The following is a 26325-nucleotide window of genomic DNA, read 5'->3' on the forward strand; positions in this document are numbered from 1 at the left end:
AGAGGTGGTTTTTACTAATTAACCACCTCTTTTGTCAACTATTTTTTGGTGAATTTATTTGGTGAACATAGAATAATCCGCCGCTTGAGGCGGATGAGTGTTCCTTCCTCTTCAAATTGCTGTAGCAGTCGTGTTACGGTTACTCTAGTTGTATTTAACACTTCTGCCATTTCCTGATGGGTAACGTTCAGGTCAATTAGTTGACCTTGTTCTACGTCACGACCAAATTTTTCACTTAACCACACCAAAAATTGCCATAAACGTAGCGAAATTGGTTTCCGATGTACTATACTTAAAAGCTCCTCTGCTTGTTGAATGTGGGATAACAAGCCGTTGATATCCTGATGCCAAAGATGAGGTGGTACGATGCTCACTTCTACGCTTGTTAAGCATTCAATTTGGTAAGGCTTGACTCTGGACAAGGGATAACCAATAATATCTCCTGCTCCCCAATAGCCCAGGGTGATGAATGTTCCGTCTTCACTCCAGGTTAAGGTACGCACTGCTCCGCGCTCAATCCGCCACAGAACGTCATTGCGTGGTGGAATGACTTCTCTGCGGGTAAATAGCCGTTGGGGTAACTGTCCACTTACAGCGGAATTGTTTGAGCCAGCAGAAGAATTGGGGGTACGACTTGTGGAATACATCATGGGAGGGTTTGTTAGAGTAGAAATGTTTGCTTGATTTAAAAGTGGTCAAATGCTCCCGGCAATTCGTGTTTGAGGTGCCATCTCTTACCCGAATTGCTCAGGATTATGTAATAGTGGCGCTTTTAAGCTGCACAAATTAACCCAAAAGATAGATGCTAGAACAAAGTTGCCGCTGATAGTTTTTAAGTAAGTTGACTATTTGGCGCTTCCGAGGTGAAGGCGTCAGGATATTTTATCTCGTGGTTTAAACGCAGATGCACGAGATGAGCGTTTTCGTTTGGTTATCTGGATAAAAGTGCAAGAGTAAAGGAAAAATTAGCCCTAAGAGAAAATTCGAGCATGTCAATACTATAGCCGTTATTGTCCGCAAATTTCGATATATAGCTCCATCATGATTTTTACGAGCCATGTATCAGATTTTCTCTATGGTTGGATTTGGCTGGTATTTTACTTATCGAGAGGAGAAATTAGCACCCAAGTTACAATATTTGTTAAGCCCAATCACTGCAGGTTTGTAGGCAGCATTGGTAGTCGATAGCCTCAGTAATTTGTCCTATTTATTGGTGCGACTTTTTACAGTATTCTTGTCCTTTATAGGTGAAAAGTCTGTCGTCATCCATACATTTTTTTGCCTAAATAGTAATAAATATAAGTGTATTACTTTATCTAAGTAGGCAAAATTTATCATAGATCTTGTTACCTCATATTCTCGGATTAGCCTTGTCCGGGGCAATTAGCCGCCTGATGAATGTTGACATATTTTGTCAAATACATCACCGGGAAGTCGTTGTAGGGGGTTTAACCCCTCAGCGAATTTACTACCATGATAACATAGACACCTTTAAGTGTAAATGAGGCTGATGTAAAGGCAATTTACAGATCGTTATTCAAGGCAAGTTATATGTCTTCTGGACGATCTAGGTAAGTTGCGCGATTGTAATTAAGGTGAAAATCACTACAAGTGGCAATTAATTTGTATAGACTATATCGACAATCTTTTGCAATTGTCAAGGGGTCTACTACCGTGTAGATGGTCGATTGTTCATTTTGCTGTTCTGGTTTTCAGCCTACTAGTCTGTCAATTTTGTTTTGAGGGATTTTTGGTAGTGTGAGCGTCTCGCTCACGCGGGCAAGATGCCCGCACTACAGTCCATCATTTTTATCTTGACAGAGAGCGTCTCGCCCACGCGGGCAAGATGCCCGCACTACAGTCCATCATTTTTATCTTGACAGAGTACTACTGTTTCTTTGGAAGTCAGCACTGAGGTGGGTTGAAACGAGAATAATGCCTTCACGACTGATAAAAAAGTTACCCCACTAGTTGTAACATTTCTACTGCACCCTGCCACACAATTCAGTGCCTATGCACCCGGAATACTTTCCATAAACAGTCAGCGATACCGACTTGTGCCTACTCATCTGTTTGTTTGATTACATTGACCTTATCACTGAGCTAGATACAAAACACTTTTTAGGTTGTCTTTGGTTACTGTAATCCTAGAAGTTTAAGAACAGGTAAGCATTTAGTGAAATGTATGTTAGTTAACTTATTTTTAATAATACGGTATTAGAAACAACATTGCCACTTTTGTCAACTATACTTAACAATTAATATTATTGTATACTTTGTATAGAGAAAATTCTTTAGTCAAAGTATACAAAGTCTACATGTCAATCATGTGCTAATTGGGGATTTTGAATTTAATATTTCGGGAGAAAATCTTTGCCTTACAGCCATTTTCAGGTAAATAGACCACGCTTTTGGGGCGCAAGGCCTTGCGCCCCTACGAAGATCTGTGGTTATTGCGTGAAAATTGCTGTAAATAGATTTGAAAAAATAAGGGCTGTGACTTAACAAGCACAACTACTCCCTTCTCGGTCTAAGATTACCTATAATTTTCCTTCTTTGCGCCTTTGCGCCTTTGCGTGAGATAAAAATTATTTCGGTAATCTTCCAGCGGGAAGGGAGTAATTGCTGATCCTGATCTAATCTCCCTAGTACTCTGTCAAGATAAAAATGATGGACTGTAGTGCGGGCATCTTGCCCGCGTGAGCGAGACGCTCACACTACCAAAAATCCCTCAAAACAAAATTGACAGACTACTAGATTACCAGGCATTAATCAAGTAATACTTTTTACTAAAGAATAATACCCTGATTTAAAACTAAGCGTAGAAATATACTTTGCAGCGAATAGGTGAGAATTTTCTCGTTCGTGATATATTAAATGACATAGCCACGCATCTATCTAAAGTCTGATTTAGGCGAATTGATTTGTTTGTAGTAGCGCTACTACGAACCAAAACGCCACGAATTTATCAAACACTGTACTAAGAGCGTTGACCGGTGACAATATATGCTACCCTTTGACCGATATTAGTGGCATGATCTGCCATGCGTTCCAAACAACGAATTGCTAAAGCTAGCAGGACAATTGGCTCGACTACGCCTTTAACATCCCGTTGGAAAGCCAAAGTCTGATAAACGCGTTCGTAGGCGTTGTCCACAGCGTCATCTAAGTGCTGTAACCCACGTCCACCGACAGCATCCAAATCAGCCAAAGCGACTAAGCTAGTTGCGAGCATGGCCTGAGCATGGTGGGACATGATGGCAATTTCTGGCAAAGAAGCGTGAGGTGGATAAGGAAAGATTTTCACGGCAATTTCAGCTATATCCTTAGCATAATCCCCAATTCGTTCTAAATCTCGCACTAACTGCATAAAAGCACTCAAGCAGCGCAAATCTTGAGCCGTGGGTGCTTGCAGCGTCATGATGGAAGTACAATCTGACTCAATTTGTCTATAAAAACGATCAATTTTTTTATCTAATATAGGAATATCCGCAGCAGCAGTTAAATTACGGGTAAATAACGCTTGGTGACTCAGGCGAAATGATTGTTCCACCAAAGCTCCCATACGTAAGACATCCCGCTCTAGGCGCATAATGGCACGGGCCACATCGATTCCGTCAGGATTGGGACTATAAAGGACAGCTTTCACACTTGTAGTCTCAAACGTGAAGATATTGTTTTAACTATAGTCTTAACTTGGGGTGTTTGCCATAATTTCGGGGAGTTGGATTTGTAACCAAGCACCACCAGTTTCTGGATGATTCATTGCTTTGATTGCACCACCATGAGCGAGAACAATTTGACGGACTATAGCCAAACCCAAGCCACTACCAATAATTCCTGTTGTCGAATTATTCTCTTGTACTGGGTAACGATATCGTGCTTTATCTCCTCGGTAAAAGCGCTCAAAAACATGGGGTAAATCGCTTGGCTCAAAACCAACGCCGGAGTCAATGATATTGATTTCCAGGTGCTGGGAAGCAGGATTGCCCTTTGGAGCATCTTTTGCCGATGCTAATATTATTTTAGCTTCGACGTTAATGGTTGTACAAGGTGGGCTGTATTTGATGCTGTTATCCAACAGATTGAGAAACACCTGGTAAATCCGAGAGCGGTCTGCCTTAATCCAGAGAGTTTCTGCGCCAGAATATTTAATAGTCAGACGCTGTCGCACTGCCAAAGGTTCCAAAGTTTCCCATACAGATGCAATTAGCGATCGCACTTCCACCGATTCTAATTGCAATTGCATGGTTGGATTTGTTTCCATTTGGGTTAATTCCAACCAACTTTGCACCAAATTAATCAGTCGGTCAACTTCCTGCATTAGGCGGTTGACCCAACGATCTAACGGTGGTTCCAAGCGGTTTTGCAAGGTTTCCACAACCAGACGAATTGAAGTCAGGGGCGTTCTGAGTTCATGAGCCAAATCGGAAAAAGAGCGATCGCGTGCTTGATTCATATCCAGCAGCGGTTGGCGATTTTCGAGAAATACTCCCACTTGTCCATTGGGTAATGGCAAGCTGGACGCCCGCAAAGCCAGAGACTTAACTTCTAACATTGCAGCGGCATTATCACAAGAGGGGTGAAACACCCACTCCTTGATTTGTCGTGTTTGTCGGTCACGAGTTTGTTCTATTAACTGGTCAAGTTCATAAGACCGTACCAACTCTAGCAGTAAGCGGACCTGTCCTGGTTGCCAGCGTTCCAGTTGCAATATTTCTCTAGCCTGTTGATTACACCAGAGTAATTGATTTTCTTCGTCTACCTGTAAATATCCCACTGGTGCAAAATCCAGTAGTTCTTCGTAAGTTTCCAGGGATTGCTGCAAATCTTGCCGATGTCGCGTTACCATGATAATCTCTTGGCGCAAGCGCGGAATTAGGGGTAAAGCGACCTGGGAAGAGTGGGAATTTAAAGGTTTAAGTACTCGCCCTAAATAGCGGTTGAGTTGGACTTGTTGCCAAATCCAAAACCCAATACCTACCGCTAAACCCAGACAAAATCCCAATAAGAGCATTATAGTTGTTAGTTGCTTCATGACTACTAAAAACTAACAACTATCGCCACGAATTATCCAAATCGATAGCCAAAACCTCTGACAGTCACAATATATTCTGGACGACTAGGGTCTTGTTCTAATTTTTCTCGTAGCCAGCGGATGTGAACGTCTACAGTTTTACTATCCCCAACAAAATCGGGACCCCAAACCTGATCTAGTAATTGCTCCCGTGACCATACCCGACGGGCATAACTCATAAACAGTTCCAAAAGGCGGAATTCTTTCGGCGACAGATTCACCTCTTGACCACGCACCAGCACCCTACACTCTTGGGCATTCAATGTGACATCTTTATATTTTAATACTGGTAGTTGAGGTAAAGTCAGTAAACGTTGGCGACGGAGTAAAGCGCGACAGCGAGCGACTAATTCTCGCATACTGAAAGGTTTGGTTAAATAGTCATCAGCTCCCACTTCTAAGCCCAGTACGCGGTCAGTTTCACTACCCTTAGCACTAATCATCAAAATCGGTACTGGGTTGCCTTGATGACGCAGCAAACGGCAAATATCAAGCCCATTGATTTGTGGCAACATCAAATCAAGAATCACCAAGTCAAAGGACATTTCTAGTGAGTTGGCTTCACCATTCTTGAGTGATTCTACAGCCGAGCGCCCATCAGAGTTAGTTATCACCTCATAACCTTCCTCCTCTAATGCTACAACTAGCATTTCTCGGATGAGTTCTTCATCTTCTACTACTAGAACGCGGTTGGTTTGTCCGATATCCGCTCTGGCAGAATACTTAGGAGCTTCACTGGTATACATGGATATCATAGGTTTTGGGTTCAGTGCTGATACTAAGATGATGATTGAGTCTAGATATAATATTTAGTCTCAGTGCATCCACGCTTTTACTCTGGTGTCGATTTTCGTTAAATGTAATATATTTAACAGCACCCAGAATATTATAAATCACTGAGTCCACAACACGGTAATAGTTTTTAGGCTACTTTACAAGAATTGACGGTTTTAGGTAGATTTACATTTTGTTACATATTTTGGTGGGATGCAGAGTCGTCAATGGTAGGTCGGACTGCTCACCGTAGGGGAAAATCAAGGTTTTTGGCGACGAAGGATGATGGGGCGCAAGGCCTTGCGCCCCTACCGTCCTCAAATAGGTGAGAACAGGGGTTTATTTGTGCTGACCTGTAGTAGGTTGACAAGAGCAGATGAAGTTGAGTATATTTATTTAGTACAAATATACTAATAAGCCCGACAAAGGAAAACTGACCTCGCAAACTAGAGGGTATTGCTGTGGAAAATTCTGTCCACAACCTAGGTTTGTCTGCTTTCAAGTTTCAGTAATTACACTGCGCTAATAACCTTGATTTCAAGGCTAATGTGATGTCTGCATAGGTCAGCTTTTGCATGGCTTCCTACTCAATAAATTCTTGCGTCTTTTACGGAGTTGAAATATGACTACAGTTGCAACCAAGGACAGTAAACCACAACTAATGCAAGCATTTCAACAAATAATTACAGATAGAAAAAAACTAGAATCTAAAATTGCAACTAAACAGGAGGAAGCAGAAAAAGCAAAAAACCAAGAACTTTTGGCTATTGCTTCTACATACACTGTGGATAGCATTGTCAAAGGTTTAGCTGATTTGCAATTGGAATTTGGGAGCATTGTCAATGCGCTATCAGAAAAATTAGCTCAAGAAAATGCCAAGTTAGATGAACTTAACCGAGCCATAGAAATAGAAACTCAGCGTCTACAAGAGCTTCAGCAAATCAGAATTGTCGCCGATATTTTGGATATCTTAACTCAAGAACACCAAGAAAAGTTAAAAAATCTAGAACAAGATATTACCGACAAGCGCGAAGCATTGGAGAAAGAAATTACAATCAGGCGTAAAGAATGGCAAAAAGAGCAAGCGGAGTTTGAAGAAGCAGTACAAGCTTACAACGATTTATTAGCTAAACAACGCACCTTAGAAACAGAAGAATATCAATATAAGTTAGAAACTACGCGGAAATTAACTACGGATGCTTACGAAGCCAAAAAGCGTAACTTAGAAAGAGATATCACAGAAGCCAGTCAACAAAAAGATAAAGACTGGGGTGAACGCGAGAAAATTTTAACCGAACGTCAACCGTTATTTACAGAATATCAACAAAAAATAGCAGCGTTTCCTACTGAATTAGAAGAAGCAATTAAGAAAGCGAGAGAGGAAGCAATTAAAGAAACCAGTCAAAAGGCTAAAGTGGAATCTGACCTATTTGAAAAAGAATGGGAATCTGGTAAACAGAATTATGAATTAAGAATTCAGTCTTTAGAAGAGACTATTAATAAACAAAATCAGCAGATAGAAGGAATTTCTGCTCAATTACAAACTGCGTTGAAACAAGCACAAGATTTGGCTATGAGAGCATTTGATAGTAGTCATTAGTTATTTGTCAAGGGTTAAGGGTGAAGAGTTGATATCTGGACTTGGGGAAGAGTTGAATTTTAATTTCTGAAATTGAGGGTGATTATGGGAACAAAAAAGCTAACAGATAAAAGTACGAAAGCCGAAATTTTGCAGGCGTATGAGGAGTTAGCCAAAGAAGCAACAGCAGTAAAATCGCAACTTAACCAAGCGCTGAAAGAGAATCAATCTGTAACGACTGTAACGCAAGATAAACCTAAAGAAGAATTAAAACCAACTATGAATAAGCCATCTACTATTCAGCAAAAGATGAATTCAACCATAGAAAGTTTGGCTAAAATTCAGTTAGGCTTTGGTAGTGCTGCTAATGAATTGTCGGAACAGTTAACTACACAAGCTTCTAAGTTAGAACAAATCCGAGAAGCTGTAGAAAATGAAGTTGATCAATTAGCGCGATTACATAACTTAGAAATATCCGAGGATATTTTGGATACGCTAATTAAATCCTATGAGGATAATTCTAAAGCTTATCAAGAAGAGTTTAGCCAGCGTCAGGAAATATTATTGCAAGAAATAGATGAGCAAAGGAAAACTTGGGCGAAAGAGCAAGAAGAAAAGAATCGAGAAATCAAAGAACGAGATGCAAATATTAATAAAAATAGACAACGGGATGAGGCTGAATATAAATATAATTTAGAACTCCAGCGGAAACTGCAAAGAGATGAATATGAACAACAACAAAAAGCTTTAAATAAACAACTGGAAGAATTTCAGCAAGAAACCGAAAAACAGTGGAGTGAAAGAGAAAAAATAATTGCTGAACGAGAAAAACAATTTGAGGAATATAAAACAAAAGTAGAGACATTTCCTAAAGATAAAGAAGCCGCTATCAAAAAAGCCACAGAAGAAGGAAAAGGTATCGCCCACTATCAAGCTAAAATCAAATCTGATTTGTATGGTAAAGAAGTGGAAGGTCAAAAGCGTTTCTACGAACAAAGATTACAGTCTCTAGAACAGACGATTACCAATCAAGAAACGCGAATTCAAAATCTTTCTAAACAACTTGAATCGGCGCTAAAACAAGTTCAAGATTTGGCTGTGAAAGCGATTGAAGGTACTGCTAATGTAAATTCATATCAGGCTATCAAGGAAATAGCTTTAGAACAAGCAAAAAGTCAGGTAAAAAATAAATAACCTGGGTTAGTTATCAGTTGAATTAGGTATAAGAACCCCTCCCCCAACCCCCTCCCCGCAAGCGAGGAGGGGGCTATGACAATACGGTTAGGTTACAGCGATTTTCAGGTAAATGAACCACATTTTTATATCTCACGCATTCGCGTAGCGTCTCGCAGAGAAGGCGCATTCGCGGAGCGTCTCGCAGAGAAGGCGCAAAGGAAGAAAGAAATACAGATGTCGGGGTGTGGTCTAAATACCTGAAAACTGCTGTAAAACGAATTCCGTTCTTTTCAATTAATTCTGGTATTACGCGCTTATCATCCTGTCCTTCCACCAAAAGCTTCTTGGGGATATAACCTTTTACCATTGCTAACGCACCTCAATTTCTCTTTCAGCAGCGATGACAATTTGAGATTCGTTAAAAACTATACTTTTGTCTTTACCTCTTTCAATTCTGTGAATTCTAATACCATCTTCAGTGGCATCTTCCTGCTGGGCTATACTGGCTAAACTAGTCCAACAATCACTATTGTGGGTAGTGGCAAAAACTTGCACATTTAGCCTTTTTGCCGTATCCCAAATCAGTTTCCACATATCAGACATAGCTGTAAAATGGAGTCCGGTATCAATCTCATCAACAAATAAATATCCGTCTTTAGCACAAACTGTAGCTAGTGCAAGTCCTAATATCCGCCAAATACCATCACCCATACTGCCAATTGGTACACGCTGGTTACTATCAGAAAGCAGCACAAAAAAACCGCCCCGCGAATCTAAGGAATACCTTAATTTTTGAGAACTAACTGGAGCAATTCGTTGAATTTTCGAGTCTATTCTATGAAGTGCCTGCTCTACAAGTTTTTCTTCAGGTGTTAATACTATCTGGTCAAATAACTCAATCATTTTCTCAGTTTCTAGAGAAGATGATGTGACAAATTGTGTTTTTGTTATTGGATTTTTAACATCTCTACGAAATCGCCGAACATAATCTATAGGAAGTCCTCCATTAGGAGATAGGGGTAGTTTCCAAGACTCTTCTTCCCTTACAGAAGTCCACTTTACACTAAAATCACGTTCTCTTAATGCATCTGGTACTTCATCAACTGGAAACTCATTCCACAGGTTAAGTTGTGCTTTTGAAGAATTTTTACGTAATTGTATTGATACAATAAGTTCATCGTGATTACTGCCATCATCACCTGTGATTAAAAATTGGCTCCCTAATTCAATCTCATGGCCGTAGAAAAGGTGACGAACATCAAGCTCTTGATCTCTCTTCCGCTCATCAAAAAAATATTCACTTCGGTTAGTCATCATCTGACGTAGTGGCTCAAGATTATTTCGTGAGCATAAAAGTTGAATAGCTTCTAGTATTGATGTTTTACCGGTATTGTTTTTACCCACTAAAAGATTTACTCTACCAAGCTGTTGAAGCTCGAAAGATTGGAAACTACGGAAATTATTGATTTTTATCGTCTTCAACATAATTTTGCTAGCCGGAGACAATACAGAAGTGATGACTGGTATTAGTATAAGCAATGCTGATACCTTTTACTCTAGCAAAAAAGGCGATATCTCCGATGGGCTACGCCTACGCACTCCTTACCCCAACTCCTCAACACCAGCACCTTCGCCTTCTGACTCCACAGGCTCAAACGTCACCTTGTTATATAAATCCAAAAAATTCATTTCAAATGGAACTGTAACTAAAGAGATTTTCTCATCTTCTTCGTCATACTCCTGCAGCGTCCATTGCTTCTTACCAGTCTTAGAAAATTGCTCTACATGAATCCGATTTTGGTCAATTAATAAATATTCTTGAAAGCTGGGAATTGTCCGGTAATTTGCAAATTTATCTTCGCGGTCATAGCCTTTAGTTGATTTAGATAAAACCTCAATAATGACCTGTGGATTCAGAATTATATCTTGACGGTTGTTGAAAAATTCTGGTTTATCTGCCAGAATCATCACATCTGGATATGTGTAGGTACGCTTTTGGGGTATCCATAAACGTAACTGAAAAAGAAAGACTTCATAGTTGAGTTTTTTAAACGCAAAATTTAGCGCAGTAGCAAAATTCCCACCAATCAAATTGTGATTAGCAGACTCATGCGCCATAGGAATTATTTGTCCGTCAATATATTCGCTTTTGTAGTCAGCAGCCTCCTCTAGTTCCAGATATTCCTCTGGGGTGTAGTATCGCTGTTCTGTTACTTGCATAGTTTTTGTATGGACGCAATGTCTATTAATTAGGGCTATTTTATTTTAAATGAAAATGCTATAGCGTTTCTCGCCAAGCGTGAGGTACACCCGTAGGGGCACGGCAGTGCCGTGCCCCTACACCGCGTGATACAATTAAGTACCATCATTGAATGGGAAGTGCTATACATACTGCGATGCATTTTTTCAAGAGAGCGACAATGAAACAAGAAGGCTATTCAAAGATGATTGGGCTGATATGAATTTCTCCTTCTTCCTTCCTGGTTGCAGAAAATAATGTTAAGCCGCATTTTGGTTCATTAATTTTAGGCTCAAAACCGACTTCAAAGGCAATCAAATATATTTTAGATAAATTTGGTCTTTGTCCTAAGTTAATTTGACAGCCATCATAACGAAAATGAAACCATTTACTTAAGTCTAGAGATATTAAAATATCTTTTGACCAAATACTAGATGAAGTTGAAAGGTTTTTCGACTCATAAACTAAATCATCACTTCCGTATGCCCAACAAACTTGATTAGCATCAGTTATCCTTACTCTCAGACCTACTTCTTCATTTTTAGGTGTTCTTATTTTGAATTTAAGATGTTGAAAATTTAATGCATTAACTGGTGCATCATTCATGGGACGGATTGTTACATTAGTTCCCCATCCTTGTCTGACAAAAGATATTTTTATAAATGTTTGCTCATTAGATATAACACTTGCCTTTATATAACTATCGGTAGTTCCCCCATGCTTAATGGCTAAAGGATCTGCCCATAATTCATCAATAATCCTGTCACCTGAATAATCATTAAATACAAATCTTTCTTGTGCTGGCCGAGTTAAACCGTAAGGGTTTGGTGTGGGTACGACAATTTCCTCTGGGTTGAGTTCTAAAATCTGGCAGAAAGCATTAAAAGCATGAGCGGAAATGGACTCCCTTGCAGATCTAAACCGTTTCCAGGTTGCTTTTGAGATCCCTTGAGGATAAGGTTCTTTTTCCCAGTCTGGATCTATAGCCTTACTAGCTTGCTCAAGCCATCTAGGGCTATCTAGTTTCCAACCCTTGCTCCCAGCAATTTTACTTACGGCTACTTCAATTATGAGCTTGCTATCCTGAGAAGCCTTACGCAAATCCATGTATACTTAAGCCGATTTTTTGTCAATATCAATCGTAGCTCACTTTCCTGAGCTAAGGTGATCTGCCTGAGCCAGGATGAGTTTCTATCGTTGAATTATGACTAGTACGTAAGTAAATGACAAAATTTTAAGCACACAAAAGGAAAAATTTAGTGTAATATAAAATACATTAGTATAGTTCTGGGGTGTGTTAAGAATATGTCATTAAGTTGCAAGATGCTTGAGGTTGAAGAAAGGGTGGCGGAGTTGGAAGCTGCGCTTAAGAAAAATTGTGTTGAGTAGTCTGCTGAAAATCACTATTTTTTAACTGGTAGATATCACCATGAAGATTAAGTCTTTATTACTAGAAACTAAGATTGCTAAATTAGTTTTCAACCAAAATAAAACTCAGAAAAAAACACGATGTGGTTATGGTGCTTGTTCTGTTAGCGGCTGTAATTGTCGAGCTTATGAAGGCAGGGATAATACTTGCGAGAACTGTGGGCATAATTATGAGCGTCATTGGTAACATACTGATCAATATACTCTTTACAAGAATATTATATCTAGTCATGAAAGTTTACATATGGACTCCTCGTCCATTATCTTTAGATCCAGGACATGCAGCCATTTCTATAGGAAATCAATACTTTAGTTTTAGCATAAATTATGCTAATAATTCATTCAACAAATGGAACACTCTGTATGAAGATGAAAAATCTCACAAAAGATCGGCAGATCACATTATAGAAATAGATGTAGATAAAATTTTTCATCCTTATATTCTCGATCAATATAATCCGTCAAACACAATTACTGGCCGATTTTCATACAGAGGGATGGGTGGAAAACCCTATCATTTGGTTTACAATAATTGTTGTCATCAAGTCGCAATGTTTACAAATACAGCAATTTTTCCGTATCTAATTGATATTTTTGGTAATCCTCAAGGAAATACTTACTGGCTAAATTATGACAATGAACATTATGCTCAAGCCAGATATGAAAAACTCAAGAGTTTGTATTGTAAATACAATATAAATAATGACAAAGAAGATATCATAATTTTATGCAAATGGGAATTGTTTAAAATGTATAAACTGGCTTTATTACATAAGTATGGCTCAAAAGTAGCTATGAACATACTGGAAAAAAATTACCCTGAGGAACAACCAGATCAAGTTGTTTGGCATCCTAATAGCATTATAAAATATGCCAACTACGCCAAAGCTGTAGTTGAAGATTTTTCAGGAAGAGTTCCATCGCTACCCTGGATTTATACTACCCAGTGGGCTAATAGTAATGGTGCGCCAATAAAAGCAGAAATTAATAGCGTAGAGGAATTCCAGCGGACAGATATAGGATTTAGAGAGCAGACATCATTAAATAAATCAATAGATGATGTAATAAATACATTAAAAAAATATCCAGGGTTAATATTGAAAATTTTCAATTTGAAAAAATAAAATTAATATATAGTTCTTTAAACAGAAGAGATACTCATTTAAACTTTAAACCTGCTCTCCAAATTGCCAAAAAAAAGAAATTGATAACTTAAAATAATTAATTATTTTACAAGGAGTATTGAGTAATGATTAAAATCAGAAAATACCTAAAGAAACTATTGCTTTCATTACTAAAAGGGGCTTTTGTTCGGAATAAAACATTTTCAGTTAAATCTTTGCTAGTTAAGACTCTTAGGAAACTTTTCAGCACGCAAGAAAGGAGACAGTTGTGGACAAAATTAAATGAGCAAGTCGTTGAATTTATGAAACAATCTGGATATGAAGATCAGGCTAGACCAATTGCAGAATCTGCACTAGAATTAGCCAGATTGATTGGTGAACCACTGTTAGTGTCAAACTCGTTGAGTAATTTAGCAACAATAAATTATAATTCAGCGGTCTTTTTCTCCAATAATGCAGCAAAATATGGACATATTTTCAATATGGAGCCTATTTATAAAAGAGCAGCACAAATGCATTGGGAAGCATTAATAATCAATAGTAGTTGGTTAGGAAATGACAGTTTAGAAGTTGCAATAGTTGCTGGTAATTTAGCAAACATTTTGGTTATAATGGAACATTATGATTTAGCAGAGATGTGCTATAAAGAAGTTCTACGAATAAAACAAAAAGAACTTGATCCACATCATCATTCTTTGGTGAAAAGTTTAAATAATTTAGTGATGTTTTACGAATTGAGAGGTCAATATGATAAGGCGAATAAATTAAGGAGTGAGGGACTAAATTTTGCTGCCAAGGATACTTGGCTACCAAAGAACCTATTTTAGTGATGAGCAAGATGGAATTGTTAAATACCTTCATATAATAAGGAGATAAAATGTTAAATCCATTAGGAGCTTTTGAAGAGGGTTTCCGATTATCTCAAAAAGCAATTGATTATTTAGTAGAATGGAATACTGAAGCTGAAATTGCTTCTAGTATTTCTCAAACAACACAACAAGTTGTTGAAATATTGGTCAATGTACCTGGTATGACTATGGCTCATAGTAGAGATTTCAAAAGAGCGACACCTTTTTTACAACTGAAAGATGGTACAGTAGTTAAAATTTTTATAAATCCAGCACAAGTAAAACACATATTTTTAGCAGATTCTAACAACAAAATGATATTTGGAGGCTATGTAGGTTGGATTCATAACAAAAATTTAAATGAAGCTATTGATAATATCAAGAAAGAATTTAGTTAGGAGATTATCTCTGGAGTGAATTGCACTAAGATAAGCCAAAACATTTATGACACAAGAGTTTGAAGGATTTAGATGTACCGGATAGGGAAGTGACAGTTAAAACAGCTAATTCGCGAATTTTCTACGCGAATGCTTATTGGAGCTATTCTCGATTCTCTCTTTTTTCTCGTACAAATCAATCCGACCTTCTAAAAACCTTAATAGTCTTGTGAGAAATCCGGGGTACTTATACTGATTAAGCAACGCCTGAATGTCCACTGTTTAGTATCGTAGGGTGCGTTAGGATGAAATCCGTAACGCACCATCATCAAGGATATGGTGCCGTACTCTCGGCGATCACGCACCCTACGTATCTGTCAAAAATCAAGCCGGATTCCTATATGAATAGATAAACCTGCTTGAAGCCCTCACCGTTGTCCTAATTTATTTTTGGGAAATCACTACTTACAAATTACCCCCACAATCTCCTCCCAGCTTTCCCATTCAATCTCTCATGGGTATCTTGCAATAAAGCGGGAATTTCTAATTTCTCTGGACACCTGGGTAAACATTCGCCGCATTCTGTACACCGATTACCCTTCATACCACCAAACCAATGACCAGCATTTTCAAACATGCCGTAACGATATTGTCCATAATCAGTCATATCATAAGCTATTGCCAGATTACGTAACCGCAATACCTCTGGAATATTGATGTTTTCTGGACAAGGTAAACAAGCATAACACTGGCTACATTTATCAGTTTTTAACGCTATTTTTTGCTGATTTTCTAAACGTTGAAAAGCCGCAATCTCCTCTAAAGTTAATTCACCATCACTATCAGCAACCCGCAGAGGTGCGATTAATTCATCTGGCTTTGCAGGTCCAACACTTAAGGTAGTAATGCGGCTATCACTCAGCAAAAATCGATAATTTAACTCTAAAGGTGAAAATGGCTCACACAACTCTTTTAATGTTTCGGGTGGGGTGTACAGCTTTCCTCCCTTATCAGCAGGAGAAATGATGAAAACGCCCATATCTTTCTCGACTGCTAGCTGAATCGCTGGTGCATGGCGTTGGAAAAAATAGTAATAATGCAGATTGACAAATTCAAATAAATCTGTATTGATAGCCGCCTGAATTAGTTCTAATGAGCCGTGGGTGGAAAAACCTACATGTCGCACCCGGCCATCAGTAACAGCTTCTTGCACAGCTTGCATACAACCACCTTGAGCTTGTACCCAGTCGAGGTGTTCCCACGTGTTCAAGCCATGAATTCCCAAGCAATCTAAATAATCTAGCTTTAATCTTACCAGGGATTCATCAATGTAGCGGCGCATGGTGTCAGCATCCTGCGTGGGAGGGATTTTTGTAGTAATGTGAAGCCTGGTTCGAGGTACTGATAAACCAGCTTTTAGCGCTTCACCAAAATACTCCTCACTTTTACCGTAACCTCGCGCAGTTTCTATGTGATTAATTCCTAGCGCCAAAGCTGTTTCGATAGTTTTGGAAGCATTTTTTGCATCGGCTAAGTAACGCATTGTTCCCAAAGAAAAAACAGAAAGGCGTAAATTAGTTTTCCCAAAACGTCGGTATTGCATCTTCAACAGAGTTAAAAGTCAATAGTTAGGAGTTATAAGTTAAAACAAATAACTCCTAACTCATAACTCATAATTTATAACTTTTCTAACTTTCGCCATTACCAAAGCGCTTGATTAAATCCTCGGGACGGATATTAGAAAGAAATTCGCGGAAGGCTTCCTGTTCTGCTTCATCAGCGTCGCGATCAACGGGGATCGAAGCATCAGCAATTACTTCTTCCATTACCCAAATAGGGGTATTTGTACGTAGTGCCACAGCGATCGCATCGCTAGGACGTGCGTCAATTTCTTTTTTCACTTCACCCTGCTGGACAATCAAAGCTGCATAAAATGTATCTTTTTGCAAGGAATGAATCACAACTTTCTCCAGAGTTAAGTTCCAAGTCTCCAGAATATTCACAATCAGGTCGTGAGTTAAGGGTCTGGGCGGCTTCTGATTTTCCAATGCTCCCGCAATTGCCCTGGCCTGTTCTTGACCGATATAAATTGGCAAAGCGCGACGATCTGAAGCATCTTTTAAAAGTACAATCGGACTGCGGGTTATGGCATCTAATGCTATGCCAGCGACTCTCATTTCAATCATTGGCGAAGCCTCTATAATCCTGTGGGCAATTGGGTGTGAAGTAACAAATAATACTCTTGGCGGTAAGGTAGGGGAAAAGAATAAACATAGGCATTTGTTCTCTATAATTGCTTCTATTAAACTCCGAACTTGATGTGAACACCAGAGTACGTCAAATTGGTCTAGTTCGACAACAACCTTCTTACCCAAGTATGCCTTGTGAAGGATGTAAATGTGTTGATAACCTTATACTAAAATCAATCGGGAATTATACTCATATTTTGTTAGATTCTTGTGATCATCTGAGTGGATTTTAGGCAAAATGAGATAATAAATAGAGTTACTTTGGCAAAAAAGCTGTGTTTACAGGACTAATCCAAGGCTTAGGAACAATCAGACCCCTAGGGGGAGATTCTTGGCAAATTACTTGTGTAGGTCAGTCACCAGAGGCAATTATGCACGATCTGGCTTATGGCGATAGTGTTGCAGTAGATGGCGTTTGCCTCACAGTGGAAGAAATTTTAAAAGACGGATTTATTGCCACTGCATCACCAGAAACCCTGCGCCGTACCACCCTCTCAAGAGAGGAAAACCAACAAAAATATGTCAACCTAGAAACGTCATTGCGGGTGGGTGGCAAAGTAGGCGGTCATTTTGTCATGGGACATGTAGACGGCCTTGGGCGAATGCTAAGTGCAGAACAAACGGCTACTTCTTGGGAAATGACCTTTACAGCATCTGAAGCGATCGCCCGGTACATTGTCCCTAAAGGTAGCATTGCCGTCAACGGCATAAGTCTCACAGTGGCTGCATATCAGCCTGATAACTGCCAGTTTACCGTAGCGGTAATTCCCCTCACCTATGCCGAGACAAATCTCAACTATTTAGTCTCTGGTAACTGGGTAAATCTAGAAGGAGATATTCTCGGCAAATATGTCGAAAAATTCCTCTCTCCTGGCAACCGCAACCACAAAAATGGCGATGACATCTATTCTGATGATATTACACCCACTTTCTTAATAGAACACGGGTATTTTTGACACTCTGCGGTCTGTTCGCCCTTGGCGTCTCCCCGAGTGAGAAGACACGCAGATTCTTTAAGACTTGCTTAAAAGGGATAGTCAAATATCCCCCTAGACGCTCAAAACAATTACCAATAACACAGGTATTGCAATTGCGCAAAATTTTCTTTTTTTTGTTTTCCGAGTCCATCACAACGCCAGTTAGGTACGCTCCATGTTTTCCCATTACTTGTTTACCCAGAGTCGCAACTTGTGCTCTTGCGAGGTAAATTAGGGGTCTCTCCTTACAAAACACTTCAACACGTAGATGGTTATTCCTACTCACAATTTGATTATATCATTTTCCACGGGTGGTTTTAACCACCCGTGGCGTGTTTCCTCCACTGTCTAAAGCCAAGTGGCTTCCACACGACCCGTGATGTTTTTGTGAATGGGGATTGGGGATTGGGTATTGGGTATTGGGTATTGGGGATGAGGGGGATAAGGGGCATAAGGGGGATGAGGAAGTAATATTACCATGCCCCATGCCCCATGCCCCATGCCCCATGCCCCATGCCCCAATCCCCAATCTTAGCTACCTGGTTGTTGGGGGACTTGGGCGGTGCGTAAGACTTGAACCAACTGACTCATGGACGCCTGTAATTGGGTACCTGGGTCAGTAGCCACCCATCCATTTTGTGTCAGGTTGCGGACTTCAAAGTGCAGGTGTGGTCCTGTGGAATTACCGGTGCTACCAACTCGCCCGATGACAGTTCCTGGATTTACCCACTGACCGGGTTGCACAAACAGTTCTGACATGTGACCGTAGAGAGTTTGTTGCGCTCCGGTGTGGTTGATGATGACAGTTAAACCATAGCCTCCTACCCAATCAGCAATTTCTACTTGACCTTTAGCGGCGGCTAAAACTGGTGTCCCCATCGGCGCACCCAAATCTGTACCGGAGTGGAAGCGGCGATCGCCTGTGATGGGATGAATCCGCCAACCGAATAAGGAAGTAATTGGTGCGGGGATTGACAAGGGGAACATCATTCCGTTGCCAGCATAAGCCACCGTCCCACTATAGGGGATTTGCGGCAATGTTGACGCCAGTGGGAAGTCGTAAGCTACTGTGCTGGGGCGGGGTGCGACGTTACCATCAGCCATTGGTGCGGGTAAAGTACCACCAATAGACGGAATTGGTGTGGCACTAATTCTCGTGGGGGAGAATTCGCTGGGGTGAGGGATAAACCGATTCGAGCGAAATCCGCTGCTGGGGACATCACTAGAAGCAACGCGACTGGGACGCCATCTCTGGTTGGTGTTATTGCTAGCAGCCGCTAGGGGTCTACGCCAGTGTCTATTGTTTTGACTAGTTGGGGTGTCACTACTAGCAACAGGTAGGGGATTACGCCAGTGTCTGTTGTTTTCACCACTTGCTTGGTGTCGGACTCGTGGAACGATTGCTAAATCAGCATTTTGACTTCTTCTGAGCCAATTAGGTGCTGGTTTATTGTCGCCATCAGCTACACGCTGATTGCGAGAGGGGGTTTCGGGTGTTTTGGCACAAAAACCGGTTGATACACCTTGTCCAGCCCCTAAAATGGTACGACAACCACTAGAGCGTTCTGTGACTACCACAGAATTTGGTGCTTGATAGCTACCTGTGGCAGCAGCATTGTAATCTGTAGGGTCAATATAGGCGTTATTGTAATCCTTGGTTTTTTCTTCCGTGGCGCTGTTCGCAGTGTTCGAGTTGTTTGCAGGTTGGGCAACTTCTGGTAATTTTTCTGGTAAAGCGCGAACAGGAGTAGATGTGGTTACTTCTGGTTCGGCTTTTTCCTCTCTGCGGCTGGCTCTAGGCTGGGAAACTTCTGGTTTGGGTTTTTCCTCTCTAGCCGTTTCTACTTCTACCTGGGGTCTTGAGCGTCTGATAGACCTAATTAGCTCAGAATCCTGGGTTTTGCGTCTAGACTGTCTCACCGGCTCTGTTGATTCAGCTACAGCTTCTGGGCGTAGTCTCTTTCTGAGTCTGACGCGCCGTTCGATAAATTCTGGTTCTATTCTAGTTACTTCCGGTTCTGCAGTCTCTTTTTTAACTGGATTTGTAATAACTGCTGGCTGGGTTGGCTGAGAATTTTCAATAGTAGGAACAATGTTGTCTATAGATGTTTCCGTTTGAGCAACCACGAAGCCACTACCGAGGAGGCTCAAGCTACTCAACCAACAGATACTCTGTGCTGGGAGCGATCGCGCAAAGCGTTTTGTCTTCATTCTTGGCAAAGGATTATGGGCAGAGTTATTCGGCTGCGTCATTGTTCTCTCAGTTTTGTGTAATTATTAAACGTTAAACAAGTTGTGAGTGCTGAGTGCTGAATCCTGAGTGCTGAGTCAAAGTCTCCAGTCCTCAGTCTCCAGTCCTCAGTCCCTTTTTCATCCTTCCTGGTGTAAGCTGGGAATGATGCCTACTTATATAAACCTCAAAGTTCAACAGAAGATCGACGATATCCCAAACTGATTGTACCGGGTTCTACGTAAAATTCTTGTGTTTTTAGTGCTGTTGCATCATAATGTTTGCTACTAACTCGTAAATTACCTTCAGAAGTGACGCCAACTATCGTCCCTGAAAGATTATTGACCTCTACTGTATCACCCATGTTCGTCAGTAAATTTGCATATCGGGACAAGAGTGTGCTGACTCCTGTTTGAAAAAGGCACTCAATACCGGATTCTATCCCCAGTAAAACGGCGGAGGTTAGCATTTCCAGGCAAGAAATCGGTCTTGTATCCTGGGAAGCTTGCCAAGATTCCAGATTGATTCCGGTTTCGGGGACTGGGTTAGCCCAGTTAATCCCAACTCCAATTACTGCTTGGGTGATTTGTCCTTTGTGGACTTTAGTTTCCGTCAAAATGCCGCCAAGCTTGCGACCATTCAAGACTAAATCATTCGGCCATTTAATTCCAACACTTACGCCACATTTTTGCAATTGGGCAGCAATTCCCCAAGCACTGGCGAATGTTAGCTGATAACTGTTGTTAGCCTCTAGTTTGGGTGCAATTGCTACAGAAAGATATAATCCGCCAGTAGCCGAAATCCATTGTCGTCCCCATTGTCCCCGCCCAGCAGTCTGCTGAGTAGCGATGACTACACTTCCTGTTTCTGCCCCTTGGTCTAGCAAGCTCCACAGGGTTTGGCTAGTAGAGGCTACACTGTCAAAAATGTGTAGAGAAAATGGTAAATATGTATACTCTCGCCCTGGGTTCAGGGCTACTGCTAATTTTTGCTGATCAAATCCCACGCAGTTAACCTAAAATCCCGTTGTTCAAGTTAGCATTAATTGGCTGATTTTGATTTTCTGTTTAGGTTTGGTTCAAGATGCACACCTGGAACTGGCGCAATTGGGAAGAACTGCCTTATCTGACTTGTAGTATCCTCGACGGCTGGGAACATGGTTTCTTTACCCAGCAGTTTTGGCCGCGTTTACCGACAGACTTAACAAAAGTGCTGCAACCAGACGCATTAGTTTATCGCTTGAAACAGGTTCATGGCAATACTGTTCTCACCCCACAAGAAATTGACACACAGTTAAGCAATCTTGGGGATGAGGTTGAGCTAGCATCAGCAGATGGTTTAATTACCGAGCAACCATTGCAAGCTGTGTGGGTCGCCAGTGCTGATTGTACACCTGTACTGATTGGAGATGTCAAAACCGGACAGGTATCAGCAATTCATGCAGGGTGGCGCGGTACTGCCAAAAAGATTGTCCCCTTGGCGATCGCCCGACTGCAAGCACAAGGGAGCAAACTAGAAGATTTGCGAATTGCAATGGGTCCGGCGATCGCAGGTGTTGTTTACCAAGTTTCTGTCGAAGTGGCAGCCGAAATCGGGTCTAGTATTATATCACATGAAGACCCACAAAAGATAGTAGCCACATTGCATGATTTACCCAATTCCCCATTGCATCAAGACCCCAACCCCGAAAAAGTGCGGGTGGATGTTAGGCGGGTAAATGCTTTACAGATAGAAAGTCTCGGTATTCACGCCGAACAAGTGGCGATCGCTCCTTATTGTACCTACCAAACCCCTGAGCATTTCTTTTCTTACCGTCGCGAGCAAGAGAAAAAAGTCCAATGGTCTGGAATTGTCAGTAGGGATTAGGGACTGGGGACAGCAATCATTTTGTAGGGTGCGTCAGATGTCAAAAATTTGTTGTTCATCTCCAACTTTTCAAATCTGATGCCCCCTAATTATAGCTTGTAAGTTTTAGCTGAAAATAGAATTATAGAATTAGGGAAAGAGTTATGTCTGAGCAATACTCTATCGAACAAATTCCTGTCAACTTAAACAAAATTATTCAGAAAATTGCACAAGGTGAACAAATCGAAATTACCCAGCAAGGTAGACAGATTGCCGTAATTATTTCCAGCGCTGAATATGAAAAATTATTGAATCAAAACATGAGTTTTTGGGAATGTATAGAACGATTTCGCCAAGAATATAATGTCGAGTCCGCAGAGATTAACCCTGATGAAATTTTTGCTCTTGTGCGGGATAAATCATCCGGCCGTGAGGTGATTTTTTGATTTTATGCGCTTCCTTCTAGATACTAATATCCTCTCAGAACCGTTGCGCCCCGCCCAAATTCAGGTTCGGTAATGAGAGAAAACACGCCCTAGCCCCTACCCCCTATTTGCGTATGTCCATTCCTGAACCCCAACAAGAGTTTCTGTTGTAGGGGTTTAGCATTGCTAAACCCCTACGACATCTCCGGTTTTTTGCAGCCCATATGTTGTGTTTTTGTCAATGCGTAATACCATTTCACCAAAACTCTGATACATATAGAAGCCAGTAGGGGCAGGGCATTGCCGTGCCCCTACCAACGTATTTGTATCATACTTAAAGTGAAACGGTATAAGTCCTAAAATATTCTGACCTTGACCTCATTTTAGTTGTCGAAGATATTCATTATCAACAAATTTTAGAAGAGCGACAAGTTTTCGCCTATAATTACTACTCAGTTAACGCTGCATACAAAACTTCACGATGCATCAGGGCACCATTCACCAAAGATTGTATTTTCTCAGACGCCAGCGGGGCACCATTGACATAATACTCAATCCAAGCTTGACTAATTAAATTAGGGTCATCTGGTAAACTCGCTAAATCCCACCCAGGTATTTGCAAATCTTCCATCAGGCGATTTACCTTGGGATCATAACTGAGAGCAAAACAACGACAACCTTCAGCCGCTGCCATAATCAAGCTGTGTAACCGCATCCCAATTGCCATTGTAACGCCACGATACACACCTTTTAAAACTTGCGGATCTTCCAAACAAATAATTTGACTGACACCGGCTAAATGTGGTTGAATTGCTTGGGCAATATTTAAATCTTCGCTTTTTTGAAAAGGTAATAGTATAATGAAAGATTGGGTGCTTGCTTGAAAATCTACCAAAGCACGGGTGAGATTTGCTAAACGAGTTTCCGTTAATTGGGGATGCGATCGCAAAGTCACAGCCACTCTAGGCGTAGGTAAATCCTCAAGTTGCGGTACTGGACTAGATGCTAAAGCCCAAACCGGGTCAGGCGCAAGAATACAAGGAATTTGCCAATCGGATAACAAACCAGCACTAGCGCGATCGCGTACACTAACTTTAGTACAACCAGCAAAATTTTGCCGCGCTAACCAACGAGTCACAGAATGCTTCACAGGACCAATACCCTGCGCCCAAGCAACAGTTTTCAAACCCATTTTCTGAGCCAGTGTCATCAGTCCCCCATAATAAAAAGGGCTGATGGTGCTAGTAACATCTTGAATTAAACTCCCACCACCCCAGATGAAAGCATCACTTGATCGCATTGCTTGCAGGACAGGTAAAAAAGCCATACGATTGTAGGATTCCACACCATAGCGATCGCTCGTTTGCTCTGGATTACCCGAAAGAACCACCGGCGTCACATAAGGTGGTAGCATCTGCAAAAGCGTTGCCAACAAAGCTTCATCACCACCATTACCCTTACCGTAATACCCAGACAATAACGCCCGCATTGGTTTCATGTTGAATTTTAAATTTCATAGGACTTACCCATTGACAAAAAACACAAAATATGGGCTGCAAAAAACCGGAGATTTCGTAGGGGTTTAGCATTGCTAAACCCCGAAAACGCGGGTCTGTTTACCATCAAAGTAATAATTAATCAAAGCCTGAAACAACGTATTTTGGTAAAAGCATACCATGCCAAATTTGTACAGTGCGTAAGTCCTATTTCAGATTAACAAGTTTTTTGACAACTGAATATCTACCACTGATACAGATATCAAGTGAAATCGCTGTCATAATGCCCAAAAAATCATAATTCCCTTGTGGGAAGATGAGGGAGTAGGAGAGTAATGTCCTAGTCAACTATTTGCCAGACTTACATGGACATTTATTAACAAACCGCACCAAAAACCTTGCTCGCGTATGGTGCAGACCCTACGCGCTCTGGGGGCTTCTGTCAGCAAATATTTCAAGAAAATTTACATAAACCTTCTAGACCCACCTGTACTATTTATGTGATGATTTGAAAAGCTTGCCTTACAAGTAAATTTGTGTTACTGACTTCTATCAAAACCAAGTTAAAATTGACTGCCGACCAGAAAATTCTGATGTCAAAACATGCCGGCATATCCCGATTTACATACAATTGGGGACTCGCCACATGGCAAGCATTGTATCAATCTGGATATCAACCCAATCACTTGATTTTGAAAAAGTTCTTTAATAATGAAGTGAAGCCAGTTTTGACTTGGATTAAAGAACCAGGTATTTGTCAAAAAATCACAGAATTTGCTTTTGATAATTTAGGGAAAGCTTTTAAGAACTTCTTTTGTAAACGTGCAGACTATCCCAAGTTTAAAAGAAAAGGGAGAAATGAGAGTTTTACAATTAATGCGGGTGGTAAACCAATAAATATCGGTGGTAAACGGATTAAATTACCAACGATTGGCTGGGTTGCAACTTATGAATCTTTACCTCACACCACGACCACAAAGTTTACTATATCTCAATCTGCGGGAGATTGGTACATTTCTTGTGCTTATGAAATCTCCCCCGAAATTACCAAAAAAGAACATGATTATGTCGGGGTTGATTTAGGGATAAAAAATTTAGCTACCTTATCAACAGGAGTAATTTTTGTCAATCCGAAAGCTTTAAAAAGTGCCCGGAGGAAATTAACAAGATTACAACGTCAACTCACAAGGAAAATCAAAGGGAGTAATCGTTATAAAAAACAAAAATTGAGAATATCTAAACTGCATCGACGTATTACTAATATACGCAAAGATGCGACTCATAAAGCAACTACATTTATCTGCAAAAACCACGCAGTTGTTGCTTTAGAAGATTTGAATACTTCGGGGATGTTGAAAAATCATAAGTTAGCCGGTGCTGTCAGCGATGCCAATTTTTATGAATTCCGCAGACAAATAGAATATAAAGTAATTAGATATGGTGGAACTGTCGTATTTGTGGATAGATTTTACCCATCTAGTAAAACTTGTGCAAATTGTGGAGAAATTCAAGAAATTAGTCTATCACAGCGCGTTTACGAGTGTAAAAAATGTCAGCATACTTCAGACCGAGATTTAAATGCGTCTAAAAATCTCGAAAAATATGCACGTCAGGCTAAAGCGTGTCTGGACGTTAAGGGATAGTCGCTCCCATGCTCCCGTTGAAACGTCAAGTAATGTCTGGATTTGTCCAGATTTTATGTAGCAGTGGAAGAATTAACTTGACTTTTGACTTTTGACTTTTGATCCTTGACTTTTGACAACTTATGCATGTACTTTCAATTCCCACCTGGATAATTCACGTTTCTAGCGTCATTGAGTGGATAGTCGCCATTTGGTTAATCTGGACTTACGGCGAACTCACTGACAACCGTAGTTGGTGGGGATTGTCCTTTGGTATGTTACCAGCTTTAGTTAGCGCCATGTGTGCTTGCACTTGGCACTATTTCGACAATCCCGAATCCCTCGAATGGTTGGTCACGCTTCAAGCTACCATGACCTTAGTTGGCAATTGTACGATGTTGGCAGCTGCGGTGTGGATTTGGCGTTCTACCAAGACTGTGAAAACCGTAACTAATTCTCTTGAACCAAAATCTATTAAATCAGAGCGATGATGTCTAAAGAAACCCTGTTTGCGCTTTCCTTGTTTCCCTATTTGGGTTTCTTGTGGTTTATCAGCCGCAGTCAGCAAATCCCGCGTCTAGCGCTGTATGGATTTTACGGCACGCTGGTATTTGTCGCCGTCACTATTCCCGCCGGTATCTATGCCAAATTGCATTATGGACAGTCCTTGGCAAATGTAGATTGGCTACACGGCGGTGCTGAAGTGTTTTTGACACTTTCTAATATATTGGTTGTGCTGGGTTTCTGGCAAGCGATCAAGCAATTAAATTCCGTCAACAGTAAACAGTAAAAAGTTCGTAGTTCGTAGGGTGCGTCAGTCATAGATATTGACGCACTCTACAGTCCACCAGTGTTGTAT

At 40.7% G+C, this 26325-nt stretch carries 25 protein-coding genes; 12 read left to right on the forward strand and 13 right to left on the reverse strand.

Annotated elements, in window-relative coordinates; all coding sequences use genetic code 11:
• Positions 1 to 38 precede the first annotated feature (38 nt).
• From HEQ19_29770 to HEQ19_29785, 4 genes are all read right to left on the reverse strand, one after another.
• Positions 39 to 650 carry a Crp/Fnr family transcriptional regulator gene (locus HEQ19_29770; protein ID WYM03694.2) on the reverse strand — a complete coding sequence of 204 codons (612 nt, stop codon included), beginning with the start codon at positions 648 to 650 and terminating at the stop codon, positions 39 to 41.
• Between the two features lie 2330 nt (positions 651 to 2980).
• Positions 2981 to 3649: a phosphate signaling complex protein PhoU gene (phoU, locus tag HEQ19_29775; protein ID WYM03042.1), complete on the reverse strand. Its 669-nt coding sequence runs from the start codon at positions 3647 to 3649 to the stop codon at positions 2981 to 2983.
• Between the two features lie 42 nt (positions 3650 to 3691).
• Positions 3692 to 5017, reverse strand: coding sequence for an ATP-binding protein (locus HEQ19_29780; protein WYM03695.1), 1326 nt, complete (start codon positions 5015 to 5017; stop codon positions 3692 to 3694).
• Between the two features lie 53 nt (positions 5018 to 5070).
• Complete coding sequence (locus HEQ19_29785; protein WYM03043.1) at positions 5071 to 5823, reverse strand: response regulator transcription factor; 753 nt, start codon at positions 5821 to 5823, stop codon at positions 5071 to 5073.
• A gap of 650 nt (positions 5824 to 6473) precedes the next feature.
• On the opposite strand from HEQ19_29785, the gene HEQ19_29790 reads away from it, so the two are divergent.
• Complete coding sequence (locus tag HEQ19_29790; GenBank protein WYM03044.1) at positions 6474 to 7451, forward strand: hypothetical protein; 978 nt, start codon at positions 6474 to 6476, stop codon at positions 7449 to 7451.
• Positions 7452 to 7535: 84 nt separating this feature from the next.
• Complete coding sequence (locus HEQ19_29795; GenBank protein ID WYM03045.1) at positions 7536 to 8624, forward strand: hypothetical protein; 1089 nt, start codon at positions 7536 to 7538, stop codon at positions 8622 to 8624.
• A 73-nt stretch (positions 8625 to 8697) separates the two neighbouring features.
• On the opposite strand, the gene HEQ19_29800 is transcribed toward HEQ19_29795, so the two are convergent.
• The 4 genes from HEQ19_29800 to HEQ19_29815 form a co-directional block, all read right to left on the reverse strand.
• A complete protein-coding gene (locus HEQ19_29800; GenBank protein WYL98143.1) occupies positions 8698 to 8973 on the reverse strand; it encodes a hypothetical protein in 276 nt (91 codons plus the stop codon).
• A gap of 2 nt (positions 8974 to 8975) precedes the next feature.
• On the reverse strand, positions 8976 to 10091 hold the full coding sequence (locus HEQ19_29805) for an AAA family ATPase (protein ID WYM03046.1): 1116 nt from the start codon (positions 10089 to 10091) through the stop codon (positions 8976 to 8978).
• Positions 10092 to 10208: 117 nt separating this feature from the next.
• A complete protein-coding gene (locus HEQ19_29810) occupies positions 10209 to 10826 on the reverse strand; it encodes a Uma2 family endonuclease (GenBank protein ID WYM03047.1) in 618 nt (205 codons plus the stop codon).
• A gap of 214 nt (positions 10827 to 11040) precedes the next feature.
• Positions 11041 to 11952 carry a hypothetical protein gene (locus HEQ19_29815; protein ID WYM03048.1) on the reverse strand — a complete coding sequence of 304 codons (912 nt, stop codon included), beginning with the start codon at positions 11950 to 11952 and terminating at the stop codon, positions 11041 to 11043.
• A gap of 322 nt (positions 11953 to 12274) precedes the next feature.
• On the opposite strand from HEQ19_29815, the gene HEQ19_29820 reads away from it, so the two are divergent.
• The 4 genes from HEQ19_29820 to HEQ19_29835 all read left to right on the forward strand — a co-directional run bounded on the left by HEQ19_29820 (position 12275) and on the right by HEQ19_29835 (position 14643).
• Entirely contained in the window at positions 12275 to 12460 is a 186-nt protein-coding gene (locus tag HEQ19_29820) for a hypothetical protein (GenBank protein WYM03049.1), read from the forward strand.
• A 43-nt stretch (positions 12461 to 12503) separates the two neighbouring features.
• Entirely contained in the window at positions 12504 to 13397 is an 894-nt protein-coding gene (locus tag HEQ19_29825; protein WYM03050.1) for a hypothetical protein, read from the forward strand.
• A 125-nt stretch (positions 13398 to 13522) separates the two neighbouring features.
• Positions 13523 to 14224: a tetratricopeptide repeat protein gene (locus HEQ19_29830; protein ID WYM03051.1), complete on the forward strand. Its 702-nt coding sequence runs from the start codon at positions 13523 to 13525 to the stop codon at positions 14222 to 14224.
• A 50-nt stretch (positions 14225 to 14274) separates the two neighbouring features.
• Entirely contained in the window at positions 14275 to 14643 is a 369-nt protein-coding gene (locus tag HEQ19_29835) for a hypothetical protein (GenBank protein WYM03052.1), read from the forward strand.
• Between the two features lie 451 nt (positions 14644 to 15094).
• Here HEQ19_29835 and HEQ19_29840 read toward each other — a convergent pair whose 3' ends face one another.
• A complete protein-coding gene (locus HEQ19_29840) occupies positions 15095 to 16225 on the reverse strand; it encodes an aldo/keto reductase (protein ID WYM03053.1) in 1131 nt (376 codons plus the stop codon).
• A gap of 85 nt (positions 16226 to 16310) precedes the next feature.
• On the reverse strand, positions 16311 to 16808 hold the full coding sequence (locus HEQ19_29845; protein WYM03054.1) for a bifunctional nuclease family protein: 498 nt from the start codon (positions 16806 to 16808) through the stop codon (positions 16311 to 16313).
• Positions 16809 to 17146: 338 nt separating this feature from the next.
• Here HEQ19_29845 and HEQ19_29850 point away from each other — a divergent pair, with 338 nt between their 5' ends.
• Entirely contained in the window at positions 17147 to 17827 is a 681-nt protein-coding gene (locus HEQ19_29850) for a riboflavin synthase (protein WYM03055.1), read from the forward strand.
• 552 nt (positions 17828 to 18379) lie between these two features.
• On the opposite strand, the gene HEQ19_29855 is transcribed toward HEQ19_29850, so the two are convergent.
• Together HEQ19_29855 and HEQ19_29860 are read right to left on the reverse strand one after the other, a co-directional pair.
• Positions 18380 to 20101, reverse strand: a complete 1722-nt coding sequence (locus tag HEQ19_29855) for a peptidoglycan DD-metalloendopeptidase family protein (GenBank protein WYM03056.1) — start codon at positions 20099 to 20101, stop codon at positions 18380 to 18382.
• Between the two features lie 164 nt (positions 20102 to 20265).
• Complete coding sequence (locus HEQ19_29860; protein ID WYM03057.1) at positions 20266 to 21084, reverse strand: biotin--[acetyl-CoA-carboxylase] ligase; 819 nt, start codon at positions 21082 to 21084, stop codon at positions 20266 to 20268.
• Positions 21085 to 21161: 77 nt separating this feature from the next.
• Here HEQ19_29860 and pgeF point away from each other — a divergent pair, with 77 nt between their 5' ends.
• Positions 21162 to 21944 carry a peptidoglycan editing factor PgeF gene (gene pgeF / locus HEQ19_29865; protein WYM03058.1) on the forward strand — a complete coding sequence of 261 codons (783 nt, stop codon included), beginning with the start codon at positions 21162 to 21164 and terminating at the stop codon, positions 21942 to 21944.
• A gap of 143 nt (positions 21945 to 22087) precedes the next feature.
• Positions 22088 to 22369 (forward strand): type II toxin-antitoxin system prevent-host-death family antitoxin, encoded by a 282-nt coding sequence (locus tag HEQ19_29870; protein ID WYM03059.1) that lies wholly within the window; start codon positions 22088 to 22090, stop codon positions 22367 to 22369.
• A gap of 427 nt (positions 22370 to 22796) precedes the next feature.
• On the opposite strand, the gene csaB is transcribed toward HEQ19_29870, so the two are convergent.
• Positions 22797 to 23837, reverse strand: a complete 1041-nt coding sequence (gene csaB, locus HEQ19_29875) for a polysaccharide pyruvyl transferase CsaB (protein WYM03696.1) — start codon at positions 23835 to 23837, stop codon at positions 22797 to 22799.
• A 543-nt stretch (positions 23838 to 24380) separates the two neighbouring features.
• On the opposite strand from csaB, the gene HEQ19_29880 reads away from it, so the two are divergent.
• The 3 genes from HEQ19_29880 to HEQ19_29890 all read left to right on the forward strand — a co-directional run bounded on the left by HEQ19_29880 (position 24381) and on the right by HEQ19_29890 (position 26256).
• Positions 24381 to 25487: an RNA-guided endonuclease TnpB family protein gene (locus HEQ19_29880; GenBank protein WYM03060.1), complete on the forward strand. Its 1107-nt coding sequence runs from the start codon at positions 24381 to 24383 to the stop codon at positions 25485 to 25487.
• Positions 25488 to 25609: 122 nt separating this feature from the next.
• Positions 25610 to 25957, forward strand: a complete 348-nt coding sequence (locus HEQ19_29885) for a DUF2499 domain-containing protein (protein WYM03061.1) — start codon at positions 25610 to 25612, stop codon at positions 25955 to 25957.
• Entirely contained in the window at positions 25954 to 26256 is a 303-nt protein-coding gene (locus HEQ19_29890) for a DUF3593 domain-containing protein (GenBank protein ID WYM03062.1), read from the forward strand. Before HEQ19_29885 ends, HEQ19_29890 begins: the two co-directional genes overlap by 4 nt.
• Positions 26257 to 26325: the final 69 nt, after the last annotated feature.

It is taken from the genome of Gloeotrichia echinulata CP02 (assembly GCA_038087035.1).
GTDB classification, from domain to species: Bacteria; Cyanobacteriota; Cyanobacteriia; order Cyanobacteriales; family Nostocaceae; genus Gloeotrichia; species Gloeotrichia echinulata.

What these genes read in the sequence shown, in the direction of transcription:
- HEQ19_29815 (WYM03048.1), bottom strand. Translation starts at nt 11,952, where the DNA reads ATGGATTTGCGTAAGGCTTCTCAGGATAGCAAGCTCATAATTGAAGTA.
- HEQ19_29780 (WYM03695.1), bottom strand. Translation starts at nt 5,017, where the DNA reads ATGCTCTTATTGGGATTTTGTCTGGGTTTAGCGGTAGGTATTGGGTTT.
- HEQ19_29795 (WYM03045.1), top strand. Translation starts at nt 7,536, where the DNA reads ATGGGAACAAAAAAGCTAACAGATAAAAGTACGAAAGCCGAAATTTTG.
- HEQ19_29825 (WYM03050.1), top strand. Translation starts at nt 12,504, where the DNA reads ATGAAAGTTTACATATGGACTCCTCGTCCATTATCTTTAGATCCAGGA.
- HEQ19_29800 (WYL98143.1), bottom strand. Translation starts at nt 8,973, where the DNA reads ATGGTAAAAGGTTATATCCCCAAGAAGCTTTTGGTGGAAGGACAGGAT.
- HEQ19_29820 (WYM03049.1), top strand. Translation starts at nt 12,275, where the DNA reads ATGAAGATTAAGTCTTTATTACTAGAAACTAAGATTGCTAAATTAGTT.
- HEQ19_29855 (WYM03056.1), bottom strand. Translation starts at nt 20,101, where the DNA reads ATGACGCAGCCGAATAACTCTGCCCATAATCCTTTGCCAAGAATGAAG.
- HEQ19_29870 (WYM03059.1), top strand. Translation starts at nt 22,088, where the DNA reads ATGTCTGAGCAATACTCTATCGAACAAATTCCTGTCAACTTAAACAAA.
- HEQ19_29805 (WYM03046.1), bottom strand. Translation starts at nt 10,091, where the DNA reads ATGTTGAAGACGATAAAAATCAATAATTTCCGTAGTTTCCAATCTTTC.
- HEQ19_29890 (WYM03062.1), top strand. Translation starts at nt 25,954, where the DNA reads ATGATGTCTAAAGAAACCCTGTTTGCGCTTTCCTTGTTTCCCTATTTG.
- HEQ19_29845 (WYM03054.1), bottom strand. Translation starts at nt 16,808, where the DNA reads ATGATTGAAATGAGAGTCGCTGGCATAGCATTAGATGCCATAACCCGC.
- HEQ19_29830 (WYM03051.1), top strand. Translation starts at nt 13,523, where the DNA reads ATGATTAAAATCAGAAAATACCTAAAGAAACTATTGCTTTCATTACTA.
- HEQ19_29810 (WYM03047.1), bottom strand. Translation starts at nt 10,826, where the DNA reads ATGCAAGTAACAGAACAGCGATACTACACCCCAGAGGAATATCTGGAA.
- HEQ19_29790 (WYM03044.1), top strand. Translation starts at nt 6,474, where the DNA reads ATGACTACAGTTGCAACCAAGGACAGTAAACCACAACTAATGCAAGCA.
- HEQ19_29770 (WYM03694.2), bottom strand. Translation starts at nt 650, where the DNA reads ATGATGTATTCCACAAGTCGTACCCCCAATTCTTCTGCTGGCTCAAAC.
- HEQ19_29785 (WYM03043.1), bottom strand. Translation starts at nt 5,823, where the DNA reads ATGTATACCAGTGAAGCTCCTAAGTATTCTGCCAGAGCGGATATCGGA.
- HEQ19_29840 (WYM03053.1), bottom strand. Translation starts at nt 16,225, where the DNA reads ATGCAATACCGACGTTTTGGGAAAACTAATTTACGCCTTTCTGTTTTT.
- HEQ19_29835 (WYM03052.1), top strand. Translation starts at nt 14,275, where the DNA reads ATGTTAAATCCATTAGGAGCTTTTGAAGAGGGTTTCCGATTATCTCAA.
- csaB (WYM03696.1), bottom strand. Translation starts at nt 23,837, where the DNA reads ATGCGGGCGTTATTGTCTGGGTATTACGGTAAGGGTAATGGTGGTGAT.
- HEQ19_29885 (WYM03061.1), top strand. Translation starts at nt 25,610, where the DNA reads ATGCATGTACTTTCAATTCCCACCTGGATAATTCACGTTTCTAGCGTC.
- pgeF (WYM03058.1), top strand. Translation starts at nt 21,162, where the DNA reads ATGCACACCTGGAACTGGCGCAATTGGGAAGAACTGCCTTATCTGACT.